Origin of the sequence: Streptomyces sp. NPDC046759 (assembly GCF_040645475.1) — a bacterium.
Classification (GTDB): Bacteria; Actinomycetota; Actinomycetes; order Streptomycetales; family Streptomycetaceae; genus Streptomyces.
Genome location: NZ_JBEYYJ010000032.1, coordinates 33,976 through 55,688 on the forward strand (window position 1 = coordinate 33,976; position 21,713 = coordinate 55,688).

Annotated in this window: 19 protein-coding genes; 7 read left to right on the forward strand and 12 right to left on the reverse strand. The window is 72.6% G+C overall.

Features of this window, described 5'->3' with window-relative positions; translation table 11 throughout:
• Positions 1-143: 143 nt before the first annotated feature.
• Positions 144-578: a subtilase-type protease inhibitor gene (locus ABZ919_RS33485; RefSeq protein ID WP_361255314.1), complete on the forward strand. Its 435-nt coding sequence runs from the start codon at positions 144-146 to the stop codon at positions 576-578.
• Positions 579-778: 200 nt separating this feature from the next.
• Here ABZ919_RS33485 and ABZ919_RS33490 read toward each other — a convergent pair whose 3' ends face one another.
• From ABZ919_RS33490 to ABZ919_RS33510, 5 genes are all read right to left on the reverse strand, one after another.
• Positions 779-988: a CDGSH iron-sulfur domain-containing protein gene (locus tag ABZ919_RS33490; RefSeq protein ID WP_361255317.1), complete on the reverse strand. Its 210-nt coding sequence runs from the start codon at positions 986-988 to the stop codon at positions 779-781.
• Positions 969-1,622 carry a HemK2/MTQ2 family protein methyltransferase gene (locus ABZ919_RS33495; RefSeq protein ID WP_361255319.1) on the reverse strand — a complete coding sequence of 218 codons (654 nt, stop codon included), beginning with the start codon at positions 1,620-1,622 and terminating at the stop codon, positions 969-971. The genes ABZ919_RS33490 and ABZ919_RS33495 overlap by 20 nt, the downstream gene beginning before the upstream one ends.
• Complete coding sequence (locus ABZ919_RS33500) at positions 1,619-2,659, reverse strand: iron-containing redox enzyme family protein (protein WP_361255322.1); 1,041 nt, start codon at positions 2,657-2,659, stop codon at positions 1,619-1,621. Before ABZ919_RS33500 ends, ABZ919_RS33495 begins: the two co-directional genes overlap by 4 nt.
• Positions 2,660-2,719: 60 nt before the next feature.
• Positions 2,720-2,896 carry a hypothetical protein gene (locus tag ABZ919_RS33505; protein ID WP_361255325.1) on the reverse strand — a complete coding sequence of 59 codons (177 nt, stop codon included), beginning with the start codon at positions 2,894-2,896 and terminating at the stop codon, positions 2,720-2,722.
• Positions 2,897-3,194: 298 nt separating this feature from the next.
• Positions 3,195-4,703, reverse strand: coding sequence for an MFS transporter (locus tag ABZ919_RS33510; RefSeq protein ID WP_361255327.1), 1,509 nt, complete (start codon positions 4,701-4,703; stop codon positions 3,195-3,197).
• Positions 4,704-4,882: 179 nt separating this feature from the next.
• Here ABZ919_RS33510 and ABZ919_RS33515 point away from each other — a divergent pair, with 179 nt between their 5' ends.
• The 4 genes from ABZ919_RS33515 (at position 4,883) to ABZ919_RS33530 (ending at position 7,757) form a co-directional block, all read left to right on the forward strand.
• Positions 4,883-5,227, forward strand: a complete 345-nt coding sequence (locus ABZ919_RS33515) for a metalloregulator ArsR/SmtB family transcription factor (RefSeq protein WP_361255330.1) — start codon at positions 4,883-4,885, stop codon at positions 5,225-5,227.
• Between the two features lie 6 nt (positions 5,228-5,233).
• Positions 5,234-5,761, forward strand: a complete 528-nt coding sequence (locus ABZ919_RS33520) for an SRPBCC family protein (RefSeq protein ID WP_361255332.1) — start codon at positions 5,234-5,236, stop codon at positions 5,759-5,761.
• A gap of 294 nt (positions 5,762-6,055) precedes the next feature.
• A complete protein-coding gene (locus tag ABZ919_RS33525; RefSeq protein WP_361255335.1) occupies positions 6,056-6,907 on the forward strand; it encodes an SDR family NAD(P)-dependent oxidoreductase in 852 nt (283 codons plus the stop codon).
• A gap of 91 nt (positions 6,908-6,998) precedes the next feature.
• Positions 6,999-7,757: a polysaccharide deacetylase family protein gene (locus tag ABZ919_RS33530; protein ID WP_361255337.1), complete on the forward strand. Its 759-nt coding sequence runs from the start codon at positions 6,999-7,001 to the stop codon at positions 7,755-7,757.
• A gap of 5 nt (positions 7,758-7,762) precedes the next feature.
• Here ABZ919_RS33530 and ABZ919_RS33535 read toward each other — a convergent pair whose 3' ends face one another.
• Entirely contained in the window at positions 7,763-8,872 is a 1,110-nt protein-coding gene (locus tag ABZ919_RS33535) for a galactosyldiacylglycerol synthase (RefSeq protein WP_361255422.1), read from the reverse strand.
• A 200-nt stretch (positions 8,873-9,072) separates the two neighbouring features.
• On the opposite strand from ABZ919_RS33535, the gene ABZ919_RS33540 reads away from it, so the two are divergent.
• The gene (locus ABZ919_RS33540; protein ID WP_361255425.1) at positions 9,073-9,924 is read left to right on the forward strand and encodes a ribonuclease BN; all 852 of its coding nucleotides are present in this window, start codon (positions 9,073-9,075) and stop codon (positions 9,922-9,924) included.
• On the opposite strand, the gene ABZ919_RS33545 is transcribed toward ABZ919_RS33540, so the two are convergent.
• The 5 genes from ABZ919_RS33545 to ABZ919_RS33565 all read right to left on the reverse strand — a co-directional run bounded on the left by ABZ919_RS33545 (position 9,921) and on the right by ABZ919_RS33565 (position 16,967).
• Complete coding sequence (locus ABZ919_RS33545; RefSeq protein ID WP_361255340.1) at positions 9,921-12,746, reverse strand: NHLP bacteriocin export ABC transporter permease/ATPase subunit; 2,826 nt, start codon at positions 12,744-12,746, stop codon at positions 9,921-9,923. The two genes, ABZ919_RS33540 and ABZ919_RS33545, sit on opposite strands and share 4 nt — an antisense overlap.
• A 1-nt stretch (position 12,747) precedes the next feature.
• Positions 12,748-14,967 (reverse strand): NHLP family bacteriocin export ABC transporter peptidase/permease/ATPase subunit, encoded by a 2,220-nt coding sequence (locus tag ABZ919_RS33550; protein WP_361255343.1) that lies wholly within the window; start codon positions 14,965-14,967, stop codon positions 12,748-12,750.
• Positions 14,964-15,770 carry an HlyD family efflux transporter periplasmic adaptor subunit gene (locus tag ABZ919_RS33555; RefSeq protein WP_361255346.1) on the reverse strand — a complete coding sequence of 269 codons (807 nt, stop codon included), beginning with the start codon at positions 15,768-15,770 and terminating at the stop codon, positions 14,964-14,966. The genes ABZ919_RS33550 and ABZ919_RS33555 overlap by 4 nt, the downstream gene beginning before the upstream one ends.
• 100 nt (positions 15,771-15,870) lie before the next feature.
• Positions 15,871-16,086: a type A2 lantipeptide gene (locus ABZ919_RS33560; RefSeq protein ID WP_361255348.1), complete on the reverse strand. Its 216-nt coding sequence runs from the start codon at positions 16,084-16,086 to the stop codon at positions 15,871-15,873.
• 467 nt (positions 16,087-16,553) lie between these two features.
• The gene (locus tag ABZ919_RS33565) at positions 16,554-16,967 is read right to left on the reverse strand and encodes a PaaI family thioesterase (protein ID WP_361255351.1); all 414 of its coding nucleotides are present in this window, start codon (positions 16,965-16,967) and stop codon (positions 16,554-16,556) included.
• A gap of 198 nt (positions 16,968-17,165) precedes the next feature.
• Between ABZ919_RS33565 and ABZ919_RS33570 the strand changes: the two genes are divergently transcribed.
• The gene (locus tag ABZ919_RS33570; RefSeq protein ID WP_361255428.1) at positions 17,166-18,599 is read left to right on the forward strand and encodes a S1 family peptidase; all 1,434 of its coding nucleotides are present in this window, start codon (positions 17,166-17,168) and stop codon (positions 18,597-18,599) included.
• 77 nt (positions 18,600-18,676) lie between these two features.
• On the opposite strand, the gene ABZ919_RS33575 is transcribed toward ABZ919_RS33570, so the two are convergent.
• Positions 18,677-20,818: a SpoIIE family protein phosphatase gene (locus ABZ919_RS33575; protein WP_361255354.1), complete on the reverse strand. Its 2,142-nt coding sequence runs from the start codon at positions 20,816-20,818 to the stop codon at positions 18,677-18,679.
• Positions 20,819-21,713 lie beyond the last annotated feature (895 nt).

Genomic DNA, 21,713 nt, shown 5'->3' on the forward strand with positions numbered 1-21,713 from the left:
CACTGCTTCAACACGAAATGTTACCGAAACCCATGTGTTCGATGTGAGTTTCGACGCCGGAGTCGGCAGAGTGGCGCACGCCGCTCCGGCGCCCACCGGGCCGGGAGCGGGCACCCGTCTATTCGAGCGGAAGGATGCACACAATGCGGAACACCGCGCGCTGGGCAGCGGCCTTCGGCCTCACGGCCGCCGCCGTTTGCGGACCCCTGACCGGGGCCGCCGTCGCTGCACCGGGCGCCGCCCCGTCGTCGCTCTACGCCCCGTCTGCGCTGGTACTCACCACCGGACACGGCAGCGACGCGGCCACGGCCACCCCTGAGCGCGCCGTCACCCTGACCTGCGCCCCCACGGCTTCGGGCACCCACCCGGCCGCCGTCCAGGCCTGCGCCGCACTGCGCGGCACCGGCGGCGACTTCGACGCCCTGAAACCGAGCGGCGACGTGTGGTGCACCAAGCTGTACGACCCGGTCGTCGTCACCGTCCAGGGCGTCTGGCAGGGCAAGCGCGTCTCCTACGAGCGCACCTTCGGCAACACCTGCATGCGGGACACCGTCGGCGGCGGCGTCTTCGCCTTCTGAGACCGGGATCGCACGGAGCTCCGCACACGCCGGAAACAGGTCCGCAACCGGGGAGTGCGGCCCCTGGAGCGGGGAACCTGCGATCTCGTACCGGAGCCGACGGGCGGAGTGGGGCCGCCCGCCGGTATCCGGGCACACAGCCGCTCCCCGGGTGGGCCCGTGGGGGGCCCTTCCCGGGGAGCGGCGAAAAACAACCGGTTTCAACCGGTGTCCTTGCTCTTGCGCCGGTGACTCGTGTCGCACCAGGGGTAGCGGCGACTGCGCCGGCAGGTACACAGAGCGACGCGGAAACGGTCCGAGGACACCGTGGTGCCGTCCTCCAACTCGACCTCCACCGGCCCCTCGACCAGCATCGGCCCCTGTCGCCGGACGCTGATCCGGCGGGCCCGGTCAGCGGGTTCGTTCGGCACGGATCACCACCAGTTCCTCCCTGTGCGCGGCCGCTGCGAGAAGACCGCGCCGGCGCAGCCAGTCCTCCCGCGAGCGCAGCACCGGGCCGAAGGGGACCCAGCGGCGGCGGACCACCGCCGCCTTCAGTCCGGCGGCGCGCAGTAGTGCGAGCGTGCGGTCCGGGTCGCTGAGCGAGGAGTGCACGATCAGCAGTACGCCTCCGGTGCGCAGCAACGTGGGGGCGTCGCGGCAGATCCGGTCCAGCAGCAGCCGCCCGTCACGGCCCGCGTCCCAGGCCCGGGACCGGCCGCGCGGCCCGCGTCCGGCTTCGGGCGCCGGGACATAGGGCGGGTTCGCCAGGATGAGGTCGTAGGTGTGGCCCCGGACCGGTCCGAAGAGGTTGCCGCGCCGGATCCGTACCGGAAGCCGGGTCAGCCAGGCGTTCATCCGTGCGGTCCACACCGCCAGCCGGGACACGTCCACCGCGGTCACCTCGGCGCCGTGCCGGGCCGCCTCAAGGGCCAGCGCCCCGCTGCCCGTGCCGACGTCCAGTACGCGGGCACCGGGCGCCAGAGCTTCCTCGCGGAGGGACTCGGCCAGCAGTTGGGTGTCGTCCTGTGGGGCGTACACGCCCGGAAGTACCAAAGCGATCACGCCTGGCGAGTACCCGGCCCATCAGGATGTATGGCGCGCACCTCCGGCTCCAGCGGTGTGCGCAGGGACGAGCGTCCGGCACGCCAGTCGGCGAGCAGCCGGCGCGCCAGCCGGTCCTCCAGGTACTCCGTCGCGTCGATCCCGAAGGCCACGTCCGCCGCCAGTTCCGGTTCCTCGGCGAGCAGCCCGCCGATCACGTCATGGCGTACGACCTGTTCGTGGACCGCGTCCGCCTCGACGTGCTCGTCGTAGAAGAACTCCGCGGCGGGTCCCGCACCGGTGCGGCGCATGGCCTGGGCCAGCCGGCGGGAACCCGGCGAGGAGGTGATCTCCACCTCGGCGAAATGGCCCACGAGCGCGCCGCGCAGCTCGCGGTGCAGGCCGAACAGGGACATCAGGTTGACGACGGCCAGCATCTCCGCGCGGGCCGCGTCCAGATAGCGGCCGTAGGCGGTGTCGAGGCCGAGGTCGGTCATCAGCTCGGCGAACAGCCGGGCGTGCACCCGCTCGGGGCGGCCGCCGCCGAACTCGTCGAACTCCACCGCCGCCATCGCCGCCTTCGCCCGGCCCCACAGCCTCGGCAGCACCCAGGCGTGCGGATCGGCCTCCTTCAGGTGGTACAGGGAACGCTGGGCGGCGTACTCGCGCACATGCCACAGCTCGCCGTCGGCGGACAGGAAGTGAGTGACTCCCGTCCCCTCGACCGGTTCGACCAGGAGCGGGGCAAGTGCGTCGTCGAGGCTGTCGTGGCCCGGCGTGTCGGCGCGCAGCGCGGACAGGAAACGGCGCTCCAGCGCGGCGCGGACACGCAGCAGATCGGGGTCCCACTCGAACTCCGGGCCGACGCCGGCGAAGCCCCGGTAGTGCAGTTCGTAGCACAGGTACAGGGCGAGTTGCGCGTCGTCGCCGTAGGGATCAGCCGCCTCCGCCTCGGCGGGGTGGGGGAGGGTGCCGGTGCCGCGCAGATACGCGGCGACCGCGGCCGACAGGGGGCCTCGGGGCCGGGGCAGCCGGGGGCCTCGCGGGTGCTCGTTCATGGAGCTCGGGTACCCGCACGCAGGGAAGGTATCGATGTCTACGTGATCCTTCCGGCCCCCTCACTCCCCGTCCGCCTGCTCCTGTGCCGAGGTGTTCGGGGTGGTGGCGTCCCCGGCCTTGCCGTCGCCGGTCGTGTCCTCGTCACGCTTCTCGGCCTCCTCGACCTCCCGCAGCACCTCCTGCAGGGCCGTGTCGAACTGTTCCTTCGTGTCCCTCTCGTCTTCCTCGCCGGACATGACTTCTCCTTTCGCCGCCATGTTCCTGATCAGCAGAGTTACCCGCCGGCGCCGTCTCAAGCGTCCCGCCGGGGACCACCCCGCGGCCACCGCGGCCACCCCGGCCTGCCACCGGGCTCGCCCACGCGGGTCTCGGCGCGGTTCGTCCTGGCGGCGACCGGGGCACCGGTGCCGGTCGCAGCGGGTGAGCGGCCCGCTCCGGCACATCCGTGCTCCCTGCGTGCCTCCGTCGGCACAGGGCGAGGGGCCGCCGTCTCCCTGCTGACGGCGGCCCCTCGGGCCTGGACGGGCGGTGTCGTCACATGTGGACGACCGGTGCGGCCGCGGCGTCCTGCTGCGGCACGCCGCGCCGGTAGAGGAGGAACGCGAGCAGCGCGCCGGCGGCGAAGAAACCCGCCGACCACCAGAAGGCGGTGGTGTAGCTCTCGATCGTCGCCTGGGCCCGTACCAGCTTGCTGGTGGCGTCCCGGCCGGACAGGTAGTCGGTGGCGGCGCTCGCCGCGAGCGTGTTCAGCAGAGCCGTGCCGATCGAACCGCCCACCTGCTGCATCGCGTTGACGGTCGCGGAGGCCACGCCCGCGTCCTCGGCCGCGACCCCGCCGGTGGCCAGCTGCATGGCCGGCGGCATGACCAGGCCCAGGCCCACGCCGATCACGATCAGCTGGGGCAGCACCGCGCTCGGGTAGTGCGAGCCGAGGCCGATACCGGTCAGCCAGGCCATGCCGGCCGTGGCGATCGCGAAGCCCAGCGGGATGACCGCCTTGGGGCCGAGGCGGGGCACCAGGACCGTGGTGCCGACCTGTGCCGTCACCATCAGCGCGCCGACCATCGGCAGGAACGCCACGCCGGTCTTCGTCGGGCTGAAGCCGAGGTTGAGCTGGAGGTAGTAGGTCAGGAAGAGGAACACGCCGAACATCCCCGCGCCGGTGATCAGCACCGCGAGGAAGGAGGCCGCGCGGTCCCGGTCGAGGAGGATCCGCAGCGGCAGCAGCGGATGCGCGGCCCGGGTCTGCCACCCGGCGAAGGCCGCCAGCAGCACACCGCCCGCGATCAGGAAGCCCCAGGTCAGCGGCGACCCCCAAGGGTGGGTCTCCGCGTTGGAGAAGCCGTAGACCAGGGAGAACAGACCGGCGGCCACGAGGACCGTGCCCGGCACGTCCAGCTTGGCGTTCTGCGCGTCGCGGTGGTTGCCGAGCAGGATCCAGCCGCCCGCGAAGGCGGCGACCGCGATGACCACGTTCACGTACAGCGTCCAGCGCCAGTCCAGCGCGTCGGTCAGCACACCGCCGAGCAGCAGTCCCACGGCACCGCCGGCGCCGGCGATAGCGCCGTACACGCTGAAGGCACGGGCCCGTTCCCGGGCGTTGGTGAACGTGGTGTTGAGCAGGGACAGCGCGGCGGGCGCGAGCAGTGCGCCGAAGGCACCCTGCAGGGCGCGGGCGACGACCAGCATGGTGAAGCCGTTCGCGGCGCCGCCGAGCGCGGAGGCCGCGGCGAAACCGACGACACCGACGAGGAAGGCGGGCTTGCGGCCGAAGAGGTCGGCGATCCGGCCGCCGAGCAGCAGCAGGGAGGCGAAGGCGAGGGCGTACGCCGTCACGATCCACTGCCGGTTGCCGTCGGAGAAGCCGAGGTCGCTCTGGGCGGACGGCAGGGCGATGTTCACGATCGTGGCGTCGAGCACGACCATCAGCTGGGCGAGGGCGATGACCCCGAGGATCCACCACCGCTTCGGTGAGGCCGCTCCGCCGTGTTCGATCGCGCCGGCTCCTGCTCGGGAGCCTTCGGCAAGGGTCTTCTGTGACATGGGGAACCACTCCAGGGAAGTCGTCCGCGAACAGCCGTTAAACGAAACTGTTTCGTACACATCGAGAGTAGACCACCCTCAGCGAAACGACAACGTTTCGCTGAGGGCTTTCGGTGCCCCGGCGCACATTCGGCGCGCATTCTTTGACAGGCATATAACCGCACTGGCATATTCGCAGCATGTCCGACGCAGCGCTCTGGTCCGCCCTGGCCGACCCGCATCGACGGGCCATCGTCGCGCTCCTGCTGGAACGGCCCCGGCCCGTCGGTGAGATCGTCGCAGCGTGCGGGCTGAGCCAGCCCGGCACCTCCAAGCATCTGAAGGTGCTCCGCGACGCCGGCCTGGTCCGGGTCAGACAGGACGCGCAGCGCCGCGTCTACGCCCTCGACCCGGCACCCATCGCGGCCCTCGACGCCTGGCTGGAGCCCTACCGCAGGCTGTGGAACCGCAGCCTCGACACCCTGGGCCGGCGCCTCGACGAGACGTCGGACGAGACCCCGCACCCCCCGCCACCGAAGGACTGAAGCACCATGCCCGTCGACCTCACCGGCACCTTCCTGACCCTGGACGACGGCCGGGCCGCCGTCCGGTTCAGCCGCACCTACGACCATCCGGTGGACCGCGTCTGGCACTTCGTCACCGATCCCGGCGAACTCCAGCAGTGGTTCCCCTTCCGCGCCGAGATGGAGCTGCGCCCCGGCACCACCATCCGCTTCAGCGGCGACCCGAACGTGCCCGAGTTCACCGGCCGGATGCTCGCCGTGGACCCGCCCCGGCACCTGTCCTTCGAGTGGGGCGGCGACGAACTCCGCTTCGACCTGGAAGCCCTCGGCCCCCAGCGCACCCGTTTCACCCTCACCAACGTCCTCGCCGAGGCGAACACCGCCGCCCGCAACGGCGCCGGCTGGGAGGTGTGCCTCGCCGCCCTCGACGCCAGGGCGCGCGACGAGCGTTTCGAGGGCCCGCACACCGGGCCGGGCGCGTCGTGGAAGGAGTTCTACGCCGGCTACCTCGACGCCGGTGTGCCCTTCGGCGCTCCCGTCCCGGGCCTGGACTGAGCGGCCGCGCCGGTCACCGCGCGAACCCCGGGCCGGCGCCGTGGACGGCGCGCCGGGCCCGGCCGGGCGATCGGCAGCGGCAGGTGACCGTGGTGAACCCCTCCGGCCGTGCCGCGGTCCATGACCGTCCCGCACGCGCCACCCGGCGACCCGGACCCCACCCTCCATCCGGCGCGGGCGTCCGGCCCCGCTCCGCGTGCGCGTTGTTCCGGTGTGTGGCGCCCTGGATACACCGCGAGCGTTCGGCCCCGACGTTCGCGAGTCCGTGCACACAGCCGCAGTGAGGTCGTCACCATGTCCCATGCCCCCGTCCCCGCAGGACCGTCGAAACGCGCCGGGCCGGTCGCGACCTCCGTGCCCGGGGCGGGTCCCGCCCCGCGACCGCCGCACCGGACGGGGCCGGGCGGCACCGCCCTGGTGACGGGCGCGTCCTCGGGCATCGGTGCCGGCGTCGCCCGTCGGCTGGCCGCCGAGGGAGGCTGGCGGCTGGTGCTGAACGGGCGTGACGCCACCCGACTGGAGCAGGTGGCCGACCAGATCGACGCCCTGGCCGTACCGGCGGACCTGACGCGGCCGGGTGCCGGCCGGCTGCTCACGGATCTGGTCCTGGACCACGCGGGCCGTCTCGATCTGGTGGTCGCAAGCGCAGGGGTGGGCTGGGCCGGCGACTTCACCGGCATGCCGCACGCGCGCATCGACGAGATCGTCGGCGTCGACCTGCTGGCCACCCTGCACCTCGTGCGCGCCGTGCTGCCCCCCATGGTCGCCGCCGGGTCGGGACGTATCGTGCTCATCGGGTCCGTCGCGGGCAGCGTCGGCGTGCGCGGAGAGGCCGTGTACTCCGCCGCGAAGGCCGCCCTGGCCGCCTTCGCCGACGCCCTGCGCTACGAACTGCGCGGCACCGGCGTGGGCCTCACCCATGTGATCCCCGGTGTGGTCGACACACCCTTCTTCGAGCGGCGGGGCGCCCCCTACACCAGGATCTGGCCGCGGCCGGTGCCGCCGGAACGGGTGGCGGACGCCGTGTGGACCGCCGTACGGCACGGCAAGGACGAGGTGTACGTCCCCGGCTGGCTCCGGTGTCCCGCCCTGGTACGCGGTGCCGCACCCGGGCTCTACCGGCGGCTCGCCGCGCGCTTCGGGTGACCGAGGTCATCGGGGCCTACCGCATCGGGTACAGCACCAGCACGCCACCGCGGGCACGCACCCCGTGAGAAGACAGGAAGGCAGGCCAGCGATGCACCTCATGTCCGGCCGTCCCTGGCGTACCGCGGCCCTCCTGCTGCCGGCCGCCGTCGCCGCGGCGCACATCGGACCGGCGGCCACCTGGCTCCCGGGCGTACGGCTGCTGCTGTGTCCCCGCCTCTCCGGCACCGGCCGCCGCCGGCACATCGCGCTGACCTTCGACGACGGCCCGGACCCGCGGTCCACCCCGTGTTTCCTCGACGCGCTGGACGAACTCGGCGTACGGGCCACGTTCTTCGTGCTCGGCGAGAACGTGGTGCGCCATCCCGCGCTGCTCCGGGAGACCGCCCGGCGAGGCCATGAACTCGCGGTGCACGGCTGGACGCACGACCGCCCCTGGCGGCCCGCACCGGCCCGGGACACCGAGCAGGTCGCCCGGACGGTCCGCGCGGTGCACGACCTCTCCGGCCACCGGCCCCAGTGGTACCGCCCGCCGTACGGCATCCTCACCTCGGGACGCTGGCTGGCCGCCCGGCGGGCGGGGCTGCGGCCGGTGCTGTGGTCGGCGTGGGGCAAGGACTGGACGGCCGAGGCCACGCCGGCGTCCGTGCGGGCCCTGGTCGCGGCGGATCTGCGCGGCGGCGGCACGGTCCTGCTGCACGACTCGGACGGGCTCGCCGCTCCCGGCTGCTGGCGCTCGGCCCTCGGCGCACTGCCCGCCCTGGTGCGGGACTGCCGGGAGGCCGGCCTCTCGGTCGGCCCGCTGCGCGACCACGCGGCCGTACCCGAGGACGGCCTCGCCCCCGGGTGACACCGTCACAACCCGGCCACGTACGCCATCGGATCGCCCCGGAACAACGCGCGCCCCCGGGCCGCCCGTTCCGCCCGCTCCCGGCCGTCCTCGGTGAGCCTGCCGAGCGCCGCCAGCAACGCGGGCCCGTCCGGGGCGTGTTCCGACACGCCGAGGAGGGACATCCGGCGTACCCCGTCCACTCCGTGGCCGGGCAGCGGCCGGAACCCGATCACCGGCAGCCCGGCGGCCAGGGCCTGTACGGCGGTCTGGCCGGCCGCGTTGTCCACCAGGGCGTACGCGGCGGCGAGCAGTCCGGGCATGTCGTCCACCCAGTCGAGGGCGAGCACGCCGGGCACCCGGCACACCCGCGCCCGCAGCCGCGCGTTGCGCCCGCACAGCACCACCGGCAGATATCCGGCTTCCGCCAGCAGCCGTGCGGTGGTGTCCGGGCGGGACGCCGCGCCCCAGGCGCCCGCGGACAGCAGGACCGGCGGCCGGCCGGGCGCCCGCGCGGCGAACCGCTCGCGCCACCGGGCCGCCCCGGGCGGCTGCGCGAGGAAGCCGGGTGCGACCGCCGGGCCGGTCGTCACGGTGGGCAGGGACAGGGCCCGCCGCACTTCGCCGGCCGCCCCGTCCGTGAGACACAGATACTGGTCGTTGCCGGGATGCAGCCACTGCCGGTGCACGGCGAAGTCGACGAGGAAGACGGCGCTCGGCACCCGCAGCCGGCCCCGGGCCCTGAGGTGACCGGTGAGCTGCGCGGCCAGATGGAAGACGGACACCACCACGTCGGCGTCCAGCCGCTCCACGAGCTCCGTCAGCCGGTCACCGGCGAGCCGGGCCAGGGGCACCCCGCTCGGACGCGGCCCGCCGCCACCGCGCAGGAACGCGCCGTAGACGCCCGCGTAGGCCCACGGGAAGTGGCGTACCGACGCCTGGTAGGAGCGGCGCAGACCGCCGCCCAGACCGTACGGCAGCAGCCGCAGGACGTCGGCCACGTGCGGTGTCAGTCCGCTCGCGGCCGCCCGGCGTGCCAGTTCGGCGGCCACGGTGTCGTGACCGGCCCCCATGCTCGCGCTCAGGATCAGCGGGCGCCGCCGGCCGCCCGGCGTGGGCCGTTCCGTGGAGGGCACCTCGGCAGGAGTACGCACGGGGTCCGATTCTCCGGTGGCGCGGCCCGTAAACCGTTCACTCCGCCGCCGTGTCGCCGGACCGCGGACAGCCGACACGCCGCACCGCGAGTTGCCCGGAGCGCCCGGGGGTGGATGAATCGGCTCAGGAGAGCGTGTGGGCGGCGAGCACGGGAGGAGCCGTGAGGCGGTGGCGGCGCGGCCTGCACCGCGCTTGGGAGTGGCTCAGGGTCGGAATCCTGTTCGAGCACGGCCGTGAGCTGGAACTGATGCACCGGGCCATGGGGTTCGCCACGCTGGCGCTGGTGACGCTGGCGCCGCTGCTGATCGTCGTCGCCGCCGCCGATCCCCTGGTGCGCGGCGGTTTCGCCTCGTGGCTCACCGACGGCATGGGCCTGTCCGGCCGGTCCGCCAAGGTGATCACCGACGTCATCAGCCCGCCGCGCAAGGTCATCGGCACGACCAGCGTCTGGGGTGGCGTCCTGCTGGCCGTCTTCGGCGTGTCCTTCGGCGGCAGCGTGCAGAACGCCTACGAACGCATCTGGGGGCTGGCCTCCGGCCCCTGGCACCGCGTCTGGCGGCAGGCGACCTGGCTGGTGGCCCTCACCGCCTACCTCTACCAGGAGGTGGCCACCAAGGGCGCCCTGCACGGCGGCCAGCGGATCTCCCTGTCCGCGCTGAGCGGCGTGCTGTTCTTCTGGTGGGGTCAGCGATTCCTGCTCGGCGGCCAGATCCGCTGGCGCACCCTCTTCCCGGGCGCCGTGGCCACGGTCATCGGCCTGGCCGGCCTGCGGGCCTTCTCCTACCTGGTCTTCACCCCGCTCATCGTCACCAACGCGCTCAGCTACGGCGCGGTCGGCACCGTGCTCGTGGTCGAGTCCTGGCTGATCGGCGTCGGGTTCGTCACCTACGGCGGCGCCCTGTTCGGCCGCTGGTTCTGCGAGCACCACTGGATTCCCGGCCACGGGGCGGAACCATGCGGGGACGAACCGTGCGGGGACGAACAGGGCGCGGACGTCCAGGGCATGGACGAGGAGGACGAGGGCGGGCGCTAGGCCAGCTGGCGGCGTACCAGTTCGTGCAGCCGGCCCGCGGTGTCGGCGAGCAGTTCGGCGGGGGCTCCCTGCTGGACGACCTTGCCGTCCTCCATCACGATCACCCGGTCGGCGTCCAGGACCGTCGACAGCCGGTGCGCGATGACGACACGGGTGGCGTTCAGCTTGCGGGTGCTGTCGATGACGATCCGCTGGGTGTCGTTGTCCAGGGCGCTGGTCGCCTCGTCGAAGAACAGGATGCGCGGGCGCCGGATCAGGGCCTGCGCGATCATCAGGCGCTGGCGCTGACCGCCGGAGATGGCGCCGTTGCCGGCCACGATCGTGTGCAGGCCCATCGGCATGCGCTTGATGTCCTCCGCGAGCCCCGCCATCTCGGCGGCCGCCATCGCCTCCTCCGGCGTGTACGGCTCGGTGCCGCAGATGACGTCCAGGATGGAGCCGGTGAACGGCTGCGCGTGCTGGAGTACGACCCCGCACTGGCGGCGGACGGCCGACTGGTCGAGCGCCGCGAGGTCCTGGCCGTCGTACAGGACACTGCCGGAGACCGGCTTGTCGAAGCCGATGAGGAGCCTCAGCAGGGTGGACTTGCCGCAGCCGCTCGGGCCGACGACCGCCACGAACTCGCCCGGCCGGACGGCGAAGGACACGTCGTCGAGCACGAGCGGGCCGTCGTCGGCGTAGCGGAAGGAGAGCCGGCGGGCCTCGAGGGCGCCCGAGAGCGGACCCGGACGGGTGCTGGACGTGCGCACCTCGGGGGTCGCCTCGAAGACCGGCCTGATCTCCTCGAACAGCGGCAGCGCGGCCACGGCCGACACGAACGAGCCGGTGAGCTGGGTGACCGAGGTCAGCACCATCGTCACCGCGGTGTTGAAGGTCAGGAAGTCGGCCGCCGACATCGCGCCCCTGGCGGGCCCCGCGAGCAGCATGAACATCAGCAGCGTGCACACGGGCAGGTAGACCCCGCCGAGCACCGTGGTGAGGTTCTTGATCCGGCCGACCTTCTGCTGCAGCTCTCGGCTGCGCGCGAACTCGCGGGCCCAGGCCGCGTACGCGTAGTTCTCGGCCGCCGCCACCCGCAGCTTGGGCAGGCCCCGCAGGGTCTGGAAGGCCTGGTTGTTCAGCTTGTTGCCGAGCACCGTCAGCTTCCGCTGCCAGCGCACCTGCCACAGCCCGAGCCCGAGGAACACGGCCGCGATGACGACGAGCATGCCGAGGGCCGCAAGGGCCATCGACGGGCTGTACCAAAACAGCAGACCCAGGTTCATCGCACCGACCGTCACCGACTGCGCGACCACCGGGCCGACGCCCGCCAGCAGCCGGCGGATCGCGCTGATGCCCAGGGCGGCACTGGCGAGCTCACCCGTGGAGCGCTGGGTGAAGAACCGCGTCGGCAGCCGTAGCAGACGGTCCCAGACGGCGGGTTGGAGCGCGGCCTCGATCCGGCCCTCGAGCCGCAGGATCGACAGGTTCTCCAGGAGCGTGAACGCCGCCGCGACCACCCCGCTGACCATCACCGCGAGGCACACCTGGACGATCAGGCCCTGCTGCGCCCGGGGCACGAACTCGCCGAGCACCTTGCCCGTGGCGACCGGCACCAGCGCGCCGATCGCCACCGTCACCAGGCCCGCCAGCAGCAGGCCCAGCAGATCGCCGCGCGTGCCGCGCAGGCTGAACCGCAGCAGACCGAACGGTGAGAGCGCCTTGTCCGGCAGCGGCCGGTAGAACATCACCGCGCGCGGTTCGAACTCCTCCGCGTTCGCCTTCTCGATCGGGGTCTCCCGGCCGGTGCCCGGATGGACGGCCACGTACCCGCCGCGCCGCCACAGCAGCGCGACCGGCGCCCCGGACAGCGCCCGGTGCCCCACCAGCGGGCCCACGTTCTCCCGCCACCAGCGCCCTTGCAGCCGTACGGCCCGGGCGCGCACCCGCGAGGCGAGCGCCACCCGTTCGACGGGGTCGAGGCGTTCGCTCTCGGAGCCGCTCTGCGCGGGCTCGGCCAGCTCGATCCCGGCCGCCTCGGCGACCAGCTTGCAGGCGGCGTATCCGGCGTCGGCGTCGGCGGCCGTCGTCCGGCGGGCCGAGCGCTTGCCGATGGACGCGAGGAGAGTCTGGTCGGCCTGGGCGCGCACCGCCTCGCCGGCCTTGATGCCGGCGGCCGTGCGGTTCTCGTGGGTGCGCTCCAGCTGCTCGATCCAGCGGTCCAGCGCGGTCAGCAGCCGGTACTGCTGGTCGACCATGGACTGCCACAGCGCGGGGTCCATCAGCAGGTCGGCGGCGGCCTCGGCGCCGTACAGCGAGCCGTACTGGACGCTGCCCGGCGGCACCTGCATCCAGAACACGTCGTCGTCGGTCGGCGCCTGGGACCGCTCCTCGGCCATCGGGGCCTGGAAGAGGACGGACAGGCCGCGGCCGACGCCGAGCGCGACCGCGTACTCCAGCGGGCTGGTGGCGGGCGGCACGTACTGGGGGTTGCCGTACTCGTCGTACGACCAGGTCTGGGTGTTGGCGGGCTGGTACAGCTCGCGCAGGTTCACGCGGTGCACCACGCAGTCCCGTACCGGCCGGGCGACCAGGGTGTGCTGGGGCCCGGCGACCGGACCGAGCAGCAGGGCACCCGCCTCCAGCCGGCCCAGGTGGTGCCAGTGGCCCTGCTGGGCGGCGTCCACCGCGAACAGGTCCAGGGCGCCGGCCGCGACCAGCCACAGCACCTGCGGGCCCTCCAGGTCCAGGCGGCTGAAACCGGCGCAGTCGATTCGGGTTCCCATGGACCCCAGCGCACCGAGCACGAGGTCGCCTTCGTGCCCCTCCTGCACGGTCGTCATCTCATCGCTCCCTGACCAGCTCGGCGTACGCGCCGCCGTGCGCCACCAGCTCCTCGTGCCGCCCGCGTTCGACCACCGTGCCGTGCTGGAGGACGACGATCTCGTCGCTGTCGCGGACCGTACTCAGCCGGTGCGCGATCACCACGCAGGCGCAGCCGCGCCGGCGCAGGTTGTCCATCACGACCAGCTCGGTCTCCGCGTCCAGCGCGCTGGTCACCTCGTCGAGGACCAGGATGCTGGGCCGGCGCACCAGGGCCCGCGCGATCTCCAGGCGCTGGCGCTGGCCGCCGGAGAAGTTGTGGCCGTCCTGCTCGACCCTGCTGTGGATGCCGCCGGGCCGGCGCATCACCACGTCGTACAGGGCCGCGTCCTTCAGCGCCTCCACCACTGCCTCGTCGGGGATCGAGGGGTCCCACAGGGCCACGTTGTCCCGGACCGAGCCCTCGAAGAGGAACACGTCCTGGTCCACGAAGGAGACCGAGGCGGCGAGCGCGCCGCGCGGAATGTCCTCCAGCCGGCGGCCGTCGATGCGGATCACCCCGTCCCACGGGGCGTACAGGCCCGAGATCAGCCGGGACACCGTGGACTTGCCGCTGCCGGAGCCGCCGACCAGCGCCACCTGCTGACCCGGGCCCACGGTCAGGTCGAAACCGCTGAGCAGCGGCTTGTCGAGCGGGCTGTAGCCGAAGGTGACGTTCTCCAGCTCGACGTGCCCGTGCAGCCGGCGTGTGGAGTCGGCGCCTTGCGGGCGGGCGTACAGCGGGTCGGCCTTGAAGTTCTCCACGTCCTTCAGCCGGGCCACGTCGGCCGCGAAGTCCTGGATGCGGCCCGCCACGCCGTTGAGCCGGGTCAGGGGAGCGGTGAACCGGGTGACCAGCGCCTGGAAGGCGACCAGCAGCCCCACCGAGATGTGCCCCTCGACCGCGCGCAGCCCGCCGATCCACAGGATCAGCGCGCTGTTGAACGTGGCGAGCGTCGGCGCGACCACTCCGAGCCAGGCGCTCGGCACCCCGAGCCGCTGCTGCTCCTCCAGGGTGGTGGCGTGCTGTCCGGCCCACTTGCGGAAATAGCCGTCCTCGCCGCCGGTCGCCTTCATCGTCTCGATCAGCTGCAGACCGGTGTACGAGGTGTTGGTCAGCCGTGCCGTGTCCGCGCGCAGCTTCGCCGTACGGGTCGCGCGCAGCCGTACGACCAGCCGCATGGCGACCACGTTGAGCAGGGCCACGCCGATGCCGACATACGTCAGCTGCGGATCGTAGGTGTAGAGAAGGACGGCGTACAGCACCACGACGATCGCGTCCACGCCGGCCGCGGCGAGGTCGCGGGCCAGGGTCTCGGCGACCTGGTCGTTGGACTGCAGGCGCTGCACCAGGTCGGCGGGGGAGCGCTGGGCGAAGAAGGTCACCGGCAGCCGTAGCAGATGGCGCAGGAAGCGGGCGCTGGAGAGGGTGGAGGAGATGATCCGGCCGTGCAGCAGGTTGGTCTGCTGGAGCCAGGTCAGCACCACGGTGAGCAGCACACAGGTGGCCATCGAGGCGAACAGCACGCCCAGCAGGGAGGTCTGGCCGCCGATGAGGAACTTGTCGATGTAGGTGCGGCTGAGCGCGGGCACGGCGGCGCCGACCGCGACCAGCAGCAGACTGGCCAGGACGGCGGCGGGCAGGGTGCCGGCGGTGCCGCGCAGCCGGGCCGGCAGCGCGCCGAGCACGCCGGGCCTGCGGCCGCCCTTGGCGAAGCCGTCGCCCGGCTCCATCACCAGCACCACACCGGTGAAGCTGCCGTCGAACTCCTCCAGGGGCACGAACCGGCGGCCCTTGGCGGGGTCGTTGACGAACACACCGCGCCGGCCGAAGCGGCGGCCCATGCCGTCGTAGACGACGTAGTGGTTGAACTCCCAGAAGAGGACGGCCGGTGTCCGCACTTCGGCGAGGGCGGCCAGGTCCATCTGCATGCCCTTGGCGGTCAGGCCGTAACTGCGTGCGGCCTTCAGCAGGTTGGAGGCGCGCGACCCGTCGCGGGAGACACCGCAGGCGATGCGCAGCTCCTCCAGCGGGACGTGTCGGCCGTAGTGTGCGAGGACCATCGCCAGGGAGGCGGCGCCGCACTCGACGGCCTCCATCTGGAGCACGGTGGGGGTACGGACCGCCCCGCCGCGGGACTTGGGGACCGGCCGCTTGGCCGGGGCGGCGCGTCTGCGTCCGCGTTCCTGCGTGGTGGTCACGGGAGCAGCCAATCGACGGGACGCTGGTCGGCCAGCTTGATGGAACCGGAGGCGAGAGTCATGGAGTCCAGGCGGAACGGCGGCCCGTCCGTGGTGGACCACCGGTAACCGCTCTTGGTGCTCTGCGAGGTGTCGAGTGCCACCAGTACGGCCACGGGACGGCCCTTGCCGGTGAACTGCCGGCCCAGCTGGCTGTCGCCGAGGAACGCGGAGATCGACTGGGCGGACTGCGCGGTGCGGTCCACCGCCTTCACCCGGCCGCGCAGCACGCCGTACGTCTGCGTCGGCACCGACGACACGGTCAGGTCGACGGGGGCGTGGGCCGGTATGTCGGCGGCGTTCTCGGCGGGCACGTACACGGTCGCGTACAGCGGGTCGGAGGCGTGGGCGACCTTCTCCACGGCGGCGACGTTCGTGCCGGTCTGGATGATCTGCCCGATGGTGGCGGCGAGCGTGGTGACGCGCCCCGCGGCGACCGTGCGGACCACCGAATCGCCCTGGCCCGTACGGACCTTGAGAACCGGCGCGTCGGCGGGCAGCCGTTCGCCCTGCTTCACCAGGACGGCCGTGACCTGGCCGGACACCGGGCTCTGCAGCAGATAACTGCCCTGCCCGTGCGTGAGGATGGCAGGCGCGTTCACCGTGGAGGCGACCGAGCCGGTCACCGCCCATACGGCGGCCGCCGCCATGACGACGACGGTGACGCCCAGGGCGAGCCAGCCCTGGGGGCGGGCCAGGCGCACCGGAAGGTCCAGCTCCTCCGGGGACTGGAGCTTGGCGAGGGCCTGTTGGCGGAACTGCACGGAACTTCCCTCACCTGTGGGGCAGACGCTGGTGTTTCAGACATCCGAGAGCCCCGGAGCCGAGGGACGGCTCCGGGACTTCCGATGCAACGAGGTGCGATCAGAGACCGGCGACCAGGTCGGTGACCGGCTGCACGTTCAGACCGGTGACGCCCTCGACCGTGCCGATGGCGGTGTTGCTCAGGCCGGCAACCGGGGCAACGCCGTTCACGGCACCGGTCACGGTGTTGAGGGCGTTCAGGGACAGACCGCCGGAGACGGTGTCCAGCTCGGCGTCCGAGATCTCGACGGTCTCGACCTGGGGGGTGGAGTTCATGGTGGAACTTCCCTTCCTAATAAATATTTCACAAGGGGGAGAGCGGCCCCCTCTGGGGTCAGACGGACGGCCGCGACCGCGGGCGCCGGGCGCCCGTCTCCGGGAGCCCGCCGCGACCCCCGCGGTGCGATGGATCAAAGCACGCAGGCAGGGCGCGCTTCCAATCAACCAGGGCTCTCACCAGGGCAATTGATGGACGGAAGGATTCATCCGTGCAGACGTGCGCACGCTACGTCGGCCACTCCTTCACATGCGGCACCGCATCGGTGCGTCAGGCCCCTTGCCTGCCGCGCGGCGAATCCGGCACTCCGCGCCAAAGGAATGCCGGGGGGCGCGCAGATGTGCAGATCCACTGTCGGCGGTGACTTGGTTGAGTATTCAATGTGCAGATTCCCTGAAGCAGGGCTTCCGCTTGCGCGTCGGGAACGGACTGTCACCGATCGGTAGCTGACCGTGCCGGTACGCTCTCAGCCCAGAATCGCGTAGACCGTGCTCGCCCGCGCGGCGAGCGCCCCCGAGTCGGCGTCGCTCAGGACGATGTCCGCGAACGCCATCCGGCGCCCCAGCTTCGTCAGGACCGCTTCGATCCGGACATCCGCACCGGTCACCGCCCGCTGGAACGACGTCGACTGCTGAACCGTCGTCATGGGCACGAAGCCACCCCGCGCGGCGCACACCGCGATCACCGTCGCCGTGTCGGCGGCCGCCATCAGGGCCTGCCCCGACAGGCCCCCGCCCTCCCGGGCCAGCCGCTGCGACCAGGGCAGTAGCAGCACGGCCCGGTCCTCGCCCACCACCTCGACGGTCAGCCCCAGATCGAGCACCCAGGGGGCGAAGTTGGCGGAAAGGATCTTGTCGGCTTCGGCCGGGGTCATCGTCATGTGGCGGATTGTTCCCGGCGGCCCGCCCCGACACGCGGGGACGGCCGATTCGCCCGCCCCGCACGGCCGTTGGGAAGCGGAATTGAACACACCGCGCGCCCGGTGCGTACGTACGGTCATCCAGGCGCCCCGATACGAACTGCCCGAATGCGGCAGACCCCCGTACCCAGGAGGTCGAGAAGTTTGAGTCACAAGCGAATGCCCAAGCGCAAGGCCGCGATAGCGGTGGGCGGTGTCGCGGCGCTCGGAGCGGCGGCTCTCCTGCTGCCCAACGCCAACGCGTCCCAGGACAAGAACCAGGCGCAGGGCGCCGCCGGCACCGCGAGGACGCTGAAGGCCACACAGGCCTCGGACCTCGCCGCCCAGCTGCAGAAGATCCTGGGCAAGGCCTTCGCCGGGTCGTACTACGACAGCGGCAAGCAGCAGCTCGTCGTCAACGTGGTCAACGGCGACAGCAACACGATCGTCCAGGCGAAGAAGGCGGGCGCGGTGGTCCGCCAGGTGCAGAACAGCACCAGCGACCTCAAGGCCGCCGCCGCGACGCTGAAGACCAAGGCGACGATCCCCGGCACCTCGTGGTCGGTGGACCCGCGCACCGACAAGGTCCTGGTGACCGCCGACTCCACCGTCACCGGCGCCAAGTGGAACAGACTGCAGTCGACCGTGCAGAGCCTCGGCTCCGGCATGGCCACCCTCAAGAAGTCCGGCGGCACCTTCAAGACCTTCGTCTCGGGCGGTGACGCCATCTTCTCCCAGACGCAGCAAGGCGGCGTCCGCTGCTCCCTCGGCTTCAACGTCACCGCTTCCGACGGCAGCCCCGCCTTCCTGACGGCCGGTCACTGCGGCGTCGCCGCCAAGGACTGGTCCGACTCGCAGAACGGCCAGCCCATCGCCACGGTGGACCAGGCCAAGTTCCCCGGCAACGACTTCTCACTCGTCAAGTACACCGACCCGAACACCCAGGCACCCAGCGAGGTCAACACCGGCAACGGCCAGACCGTCCAGATCACACAGGCCGCCGACGCCACCGTCGGCGAGACCGTGTTCCGGATGGGGTCCACCACCGGACTGCACGACGGCCAGGTCACCGGGCTCGACGCCACCGTGAACTTCCAGAGCGAGACCAACCCCGGCGGCGTCGACACCGTCAACGGTCTCATCCAGACCAACGTCTGCGCCGAACCCGGCGACAGCGGCGGCTCCCTGTTCACCCAGGACGGCGGAGCCGTCGGCCTCACCTCCGGCGGCAGCGGCGACTGCACCAACGGCGGCGAGACCTTCTTCCAGCCGGTGACCGCCGCCCTGCAGGCCACCGGCGCGACCCTCGGCAACGGCGGCAACGGCGCGGGTGACCAGTCGGGTTCCGCCGCCCCTTCGGCCTCGGCGGGCGACCAGTCCGGTGCGGGTGACCAGTCGGGTTCCGCCGCCCCTTCGGCCTCGGCGGGCGACCAGTCCGGTGCGGGTGACCAGTCGGGTTCCGCCGACCCCTCGGCCTCGGCCGGTGACCAGTCGGGGGCCGGCGCCGGGTCGGGCGACCAGTCCGGCAGCGGCTCCGACCAGTCCGGCAGTGGCTCCGACCAGTCCGGCAGTGGCTCCGCGAACGACGGGTCGTCCCTGACCGGCACGCGCTGAGCGCTCCTCAGGCACGGCCACGACGGCGCCGTCGTTCGTCCGCGGCGCCGTCGTGGCCGGTCTTTCCTTCCCCCGCCTCAGCTCCCCTCGCGGGCCCGCAGCAGCAGCACCGCCACGTCGTCCACCCGCTGCCGCGCCGCCGCACTGTGCCGGACGACCTCGTCCGCCAGCCGTTCCAGCGGCTGGTCGCCGATCTCCGACAGCAGCTCGCCGAGGCCGACGAGCGCGTCCTCGATGTCGGAACCGGGGGCCTCCACCAGGCCGTCGGTGTACAGCACGAGCACCGATCCGGGCGCGAGGGACACCTCGGTGGTGGGATACACCGCGCCCGGGTCGATCCCCAGCAGCGGGCCACCGGCCAGGTCCAGCACCCGTACCCGCCCGTCCGGCCGTCTCAGCAGCGGCGGCGGATGCCCCGCCCGCGCCATGACGGCCCGCCCGCGCGCCGGGTCCAGCCGCAGGTACAGACAACTGGCGAACAGCTCGGTGCCCAGGTCGATCACCAGCCGGTTGGTACTGCTCATCACCTCGTGCGGAGCGTGCCCGACCGTGGTGTAGGCCCGCACCCCGGTGCGGATCTGCCCCATCAGGCCCGCCGCGGTCACGTTGTGCCCCTGGACATCCCCGATCACGGCCGCCGTCAGAGGCAGCGTCGGCACCAGGTCGTAGAAGTCGCCGCCGATGTCCATGCCGTGGGTGGCCGGCAGATAACGGGCGGCCGCCTCGATCCCGGGCGGCGGTGCCAGCGAGCGCGGCAGCAGCGCCTGCTGCAGCCCGTGCGCGAGCCGGTGCTTGGCGTCGTAGAGCTGGGCCCGCTCCAGCGCCTGGGCGATCAGCCCGCCGAGGGACGTCAGCACGGCCCGCTCGTCGGCAGGGAAGACATGAGCCTCGGCGTACGCCAGCACACAGGTGCCCACCGGCCGTCCGGACGCGATCAGCGGCAGATAGGCCCAGGCCGCGAAGCCGTCCGGGGTCTCGTGCCGCGGATACAGCCGTTCCAGCTCCTCCTGCGAGGCGAAGAACGCGGGCACCCCGCTGTTCAGGACCTGGGTGCCCGGAGTCCGTTCGGTCAGTGGCAGCCCATGGAAGCGCTCCACGCTGTGCGGGTCCGGATGCCCGCGATGTCCCAGCACGTGCAGCCGTCCGCCCTGCGAGCCGAGCACCACCATCGCCTGGCTGCCCACGGCCGGGGCCACCTCGTCCCAGACCAGCTGCACCACGTCCTGCACCCCGACCGCCTCGGTCAGCGCGCCGGCGAAGCTCAGCACCTGGGAGATCGACACCAGCCGGGACGGGGACGGGTCCGCCTGCGCCGTCCCCCGCACCATGTCGGCCACCGCCCGCGCCCGGCTGATCCGCACGCTCAGCCCGGTCGTGCTCGGATACATGCGGAACGACAGCCACTGCCCCGGCGGGCGCAGCGCCACGAACGACATCGCCTGCTGGCTGAGCAGGGCTCCGCGGTAACGGTCCTCGTACATCGGGTCGTTCAGCCAGGGCACCGACACCCAGGGCAGGGTGCCCAGGAGCTCACCGGCCGGCCTGCCGAGCAGCTCGGCGGCGGCCGCGTTGACGAACGCGATCCTGCCGTGCAGGTCCAGCGACACCAGCCCGTACGGCAGCCGGGAGACCATCCGCGCCGCCTCCACCGAACCCGGCGTGTCCGACGCGGTCGCCGCCGGCGTCGCTGTCACCAGGTCCGGCTCGCTCCCGAGCGGCCGCTTCTCCTCCGCGGCCCGTTCCAGCCGCAGTGCCAGCCGGTCGCAGGCCGCCCACAGATGGTCGCGTTCCCGGGCGGACAGCTCCGGGGGATGCGCTCCCGGCCAGGTCACGAACACCGCACCGTACACCCGCTGCTCCGTCGCCACGGGCAGCGCGGCCAGCGCGAACGGGTACGGCAGCACCACCGCGATGCGCGGGTAGCCGCGGGCCATCGCCTCCTCGCCGCCCACCCACACCAGTCGCCGTTCGCGCACCGCGTCGGCGACCGGGAGCGGCGCGCTCAGACCGACCCGCTCCCACGGCGCCGCGAAGGCGCGGGGCAGGCCCGCGTGCACCGTCATCTCCAGGACCGGCTCGTCGGGCCTGAGCAGGTACACCGCGCCGGAGTGCGCGTGCACCTCCTGCATCATCGAGACCAGCGCAAGCGAGAGCACCGGCCGGGCGACCGGTGTCGCGCCGGCCGCCGGTTCCGCTGCCGGCGCCGGCCCGTCGGACACGCCGACCACCTCCTCGTACGGCCGCCTCGCGCATCCTGGGCAAAAACAAGATTCCCTCGCGCGGCGGCACCGCGCACGGCGAGGACCCCGGCCTGCGGCCCCGGGCTGGATGCCACCGAATACCCCGTCCGGCCGCACCCATGCCGGGGCAGCGGAAGCGCGGGCGGCGTACCGATGACCCACGTGCGCCCCCGCGCCTCCCGATGGCCGAATCCCTACGCACGAAGGGGTGGCTTCCCGGCCGTACCGCTGCCCGGCGGTTCGTGGCCGCGCCGTGCCGCTGCGGAGCGGTGAGGGCGGTGAAAACCTCCTGGCGCGGCGTCGGGCGCGGCGGTGCTCGCCCGACGGTCCCGGCGGTGCCCCCACCTTCCCGCAGATCGCCCGTCAACGCTGGTCAGAGGCGGGGTCGGCCATGAGCGAGGCGCGCGATGCGCGGGGCCCGGCGGAGCAGCGGCCGCGAGCCGCACGACGGGACACGCCGCGGTGGCGGGTATTTCCGTGAGCGCGGGTTTACGGGTGGAGTGCGGGGGCACACGCCCCGCGGAATACGGCCGGAGACGTTCTGTGTCCTCCCGTCCCGCCGGGTTGGCTGGATGGTGACGCAAATGATTCACCCAGGCACTCTCCGTTCAACTTGCGGGGGTTGCGATCGGGTGACTCGCCGTGAAGACTGTGGCCGCGTTCCGTCGAAACGAAGGTGTGAATGGCGGCACTCCCTGCCGATCAGGGGCAGTAAGGGGCGTCGGCACGCATTCCTGCGTCTCGTTTCGCGTGGTCCCGTCCAGGCCGCTTGCCGTCAGGGACCGGCAGGGTTTCCGCGCGCAGCGCCGCGCGGGAGGTATCGCCAAGGGGGAGAAGAGATGTCTGGTCCGTCGGAGAGCAGAGGGCGGAACGA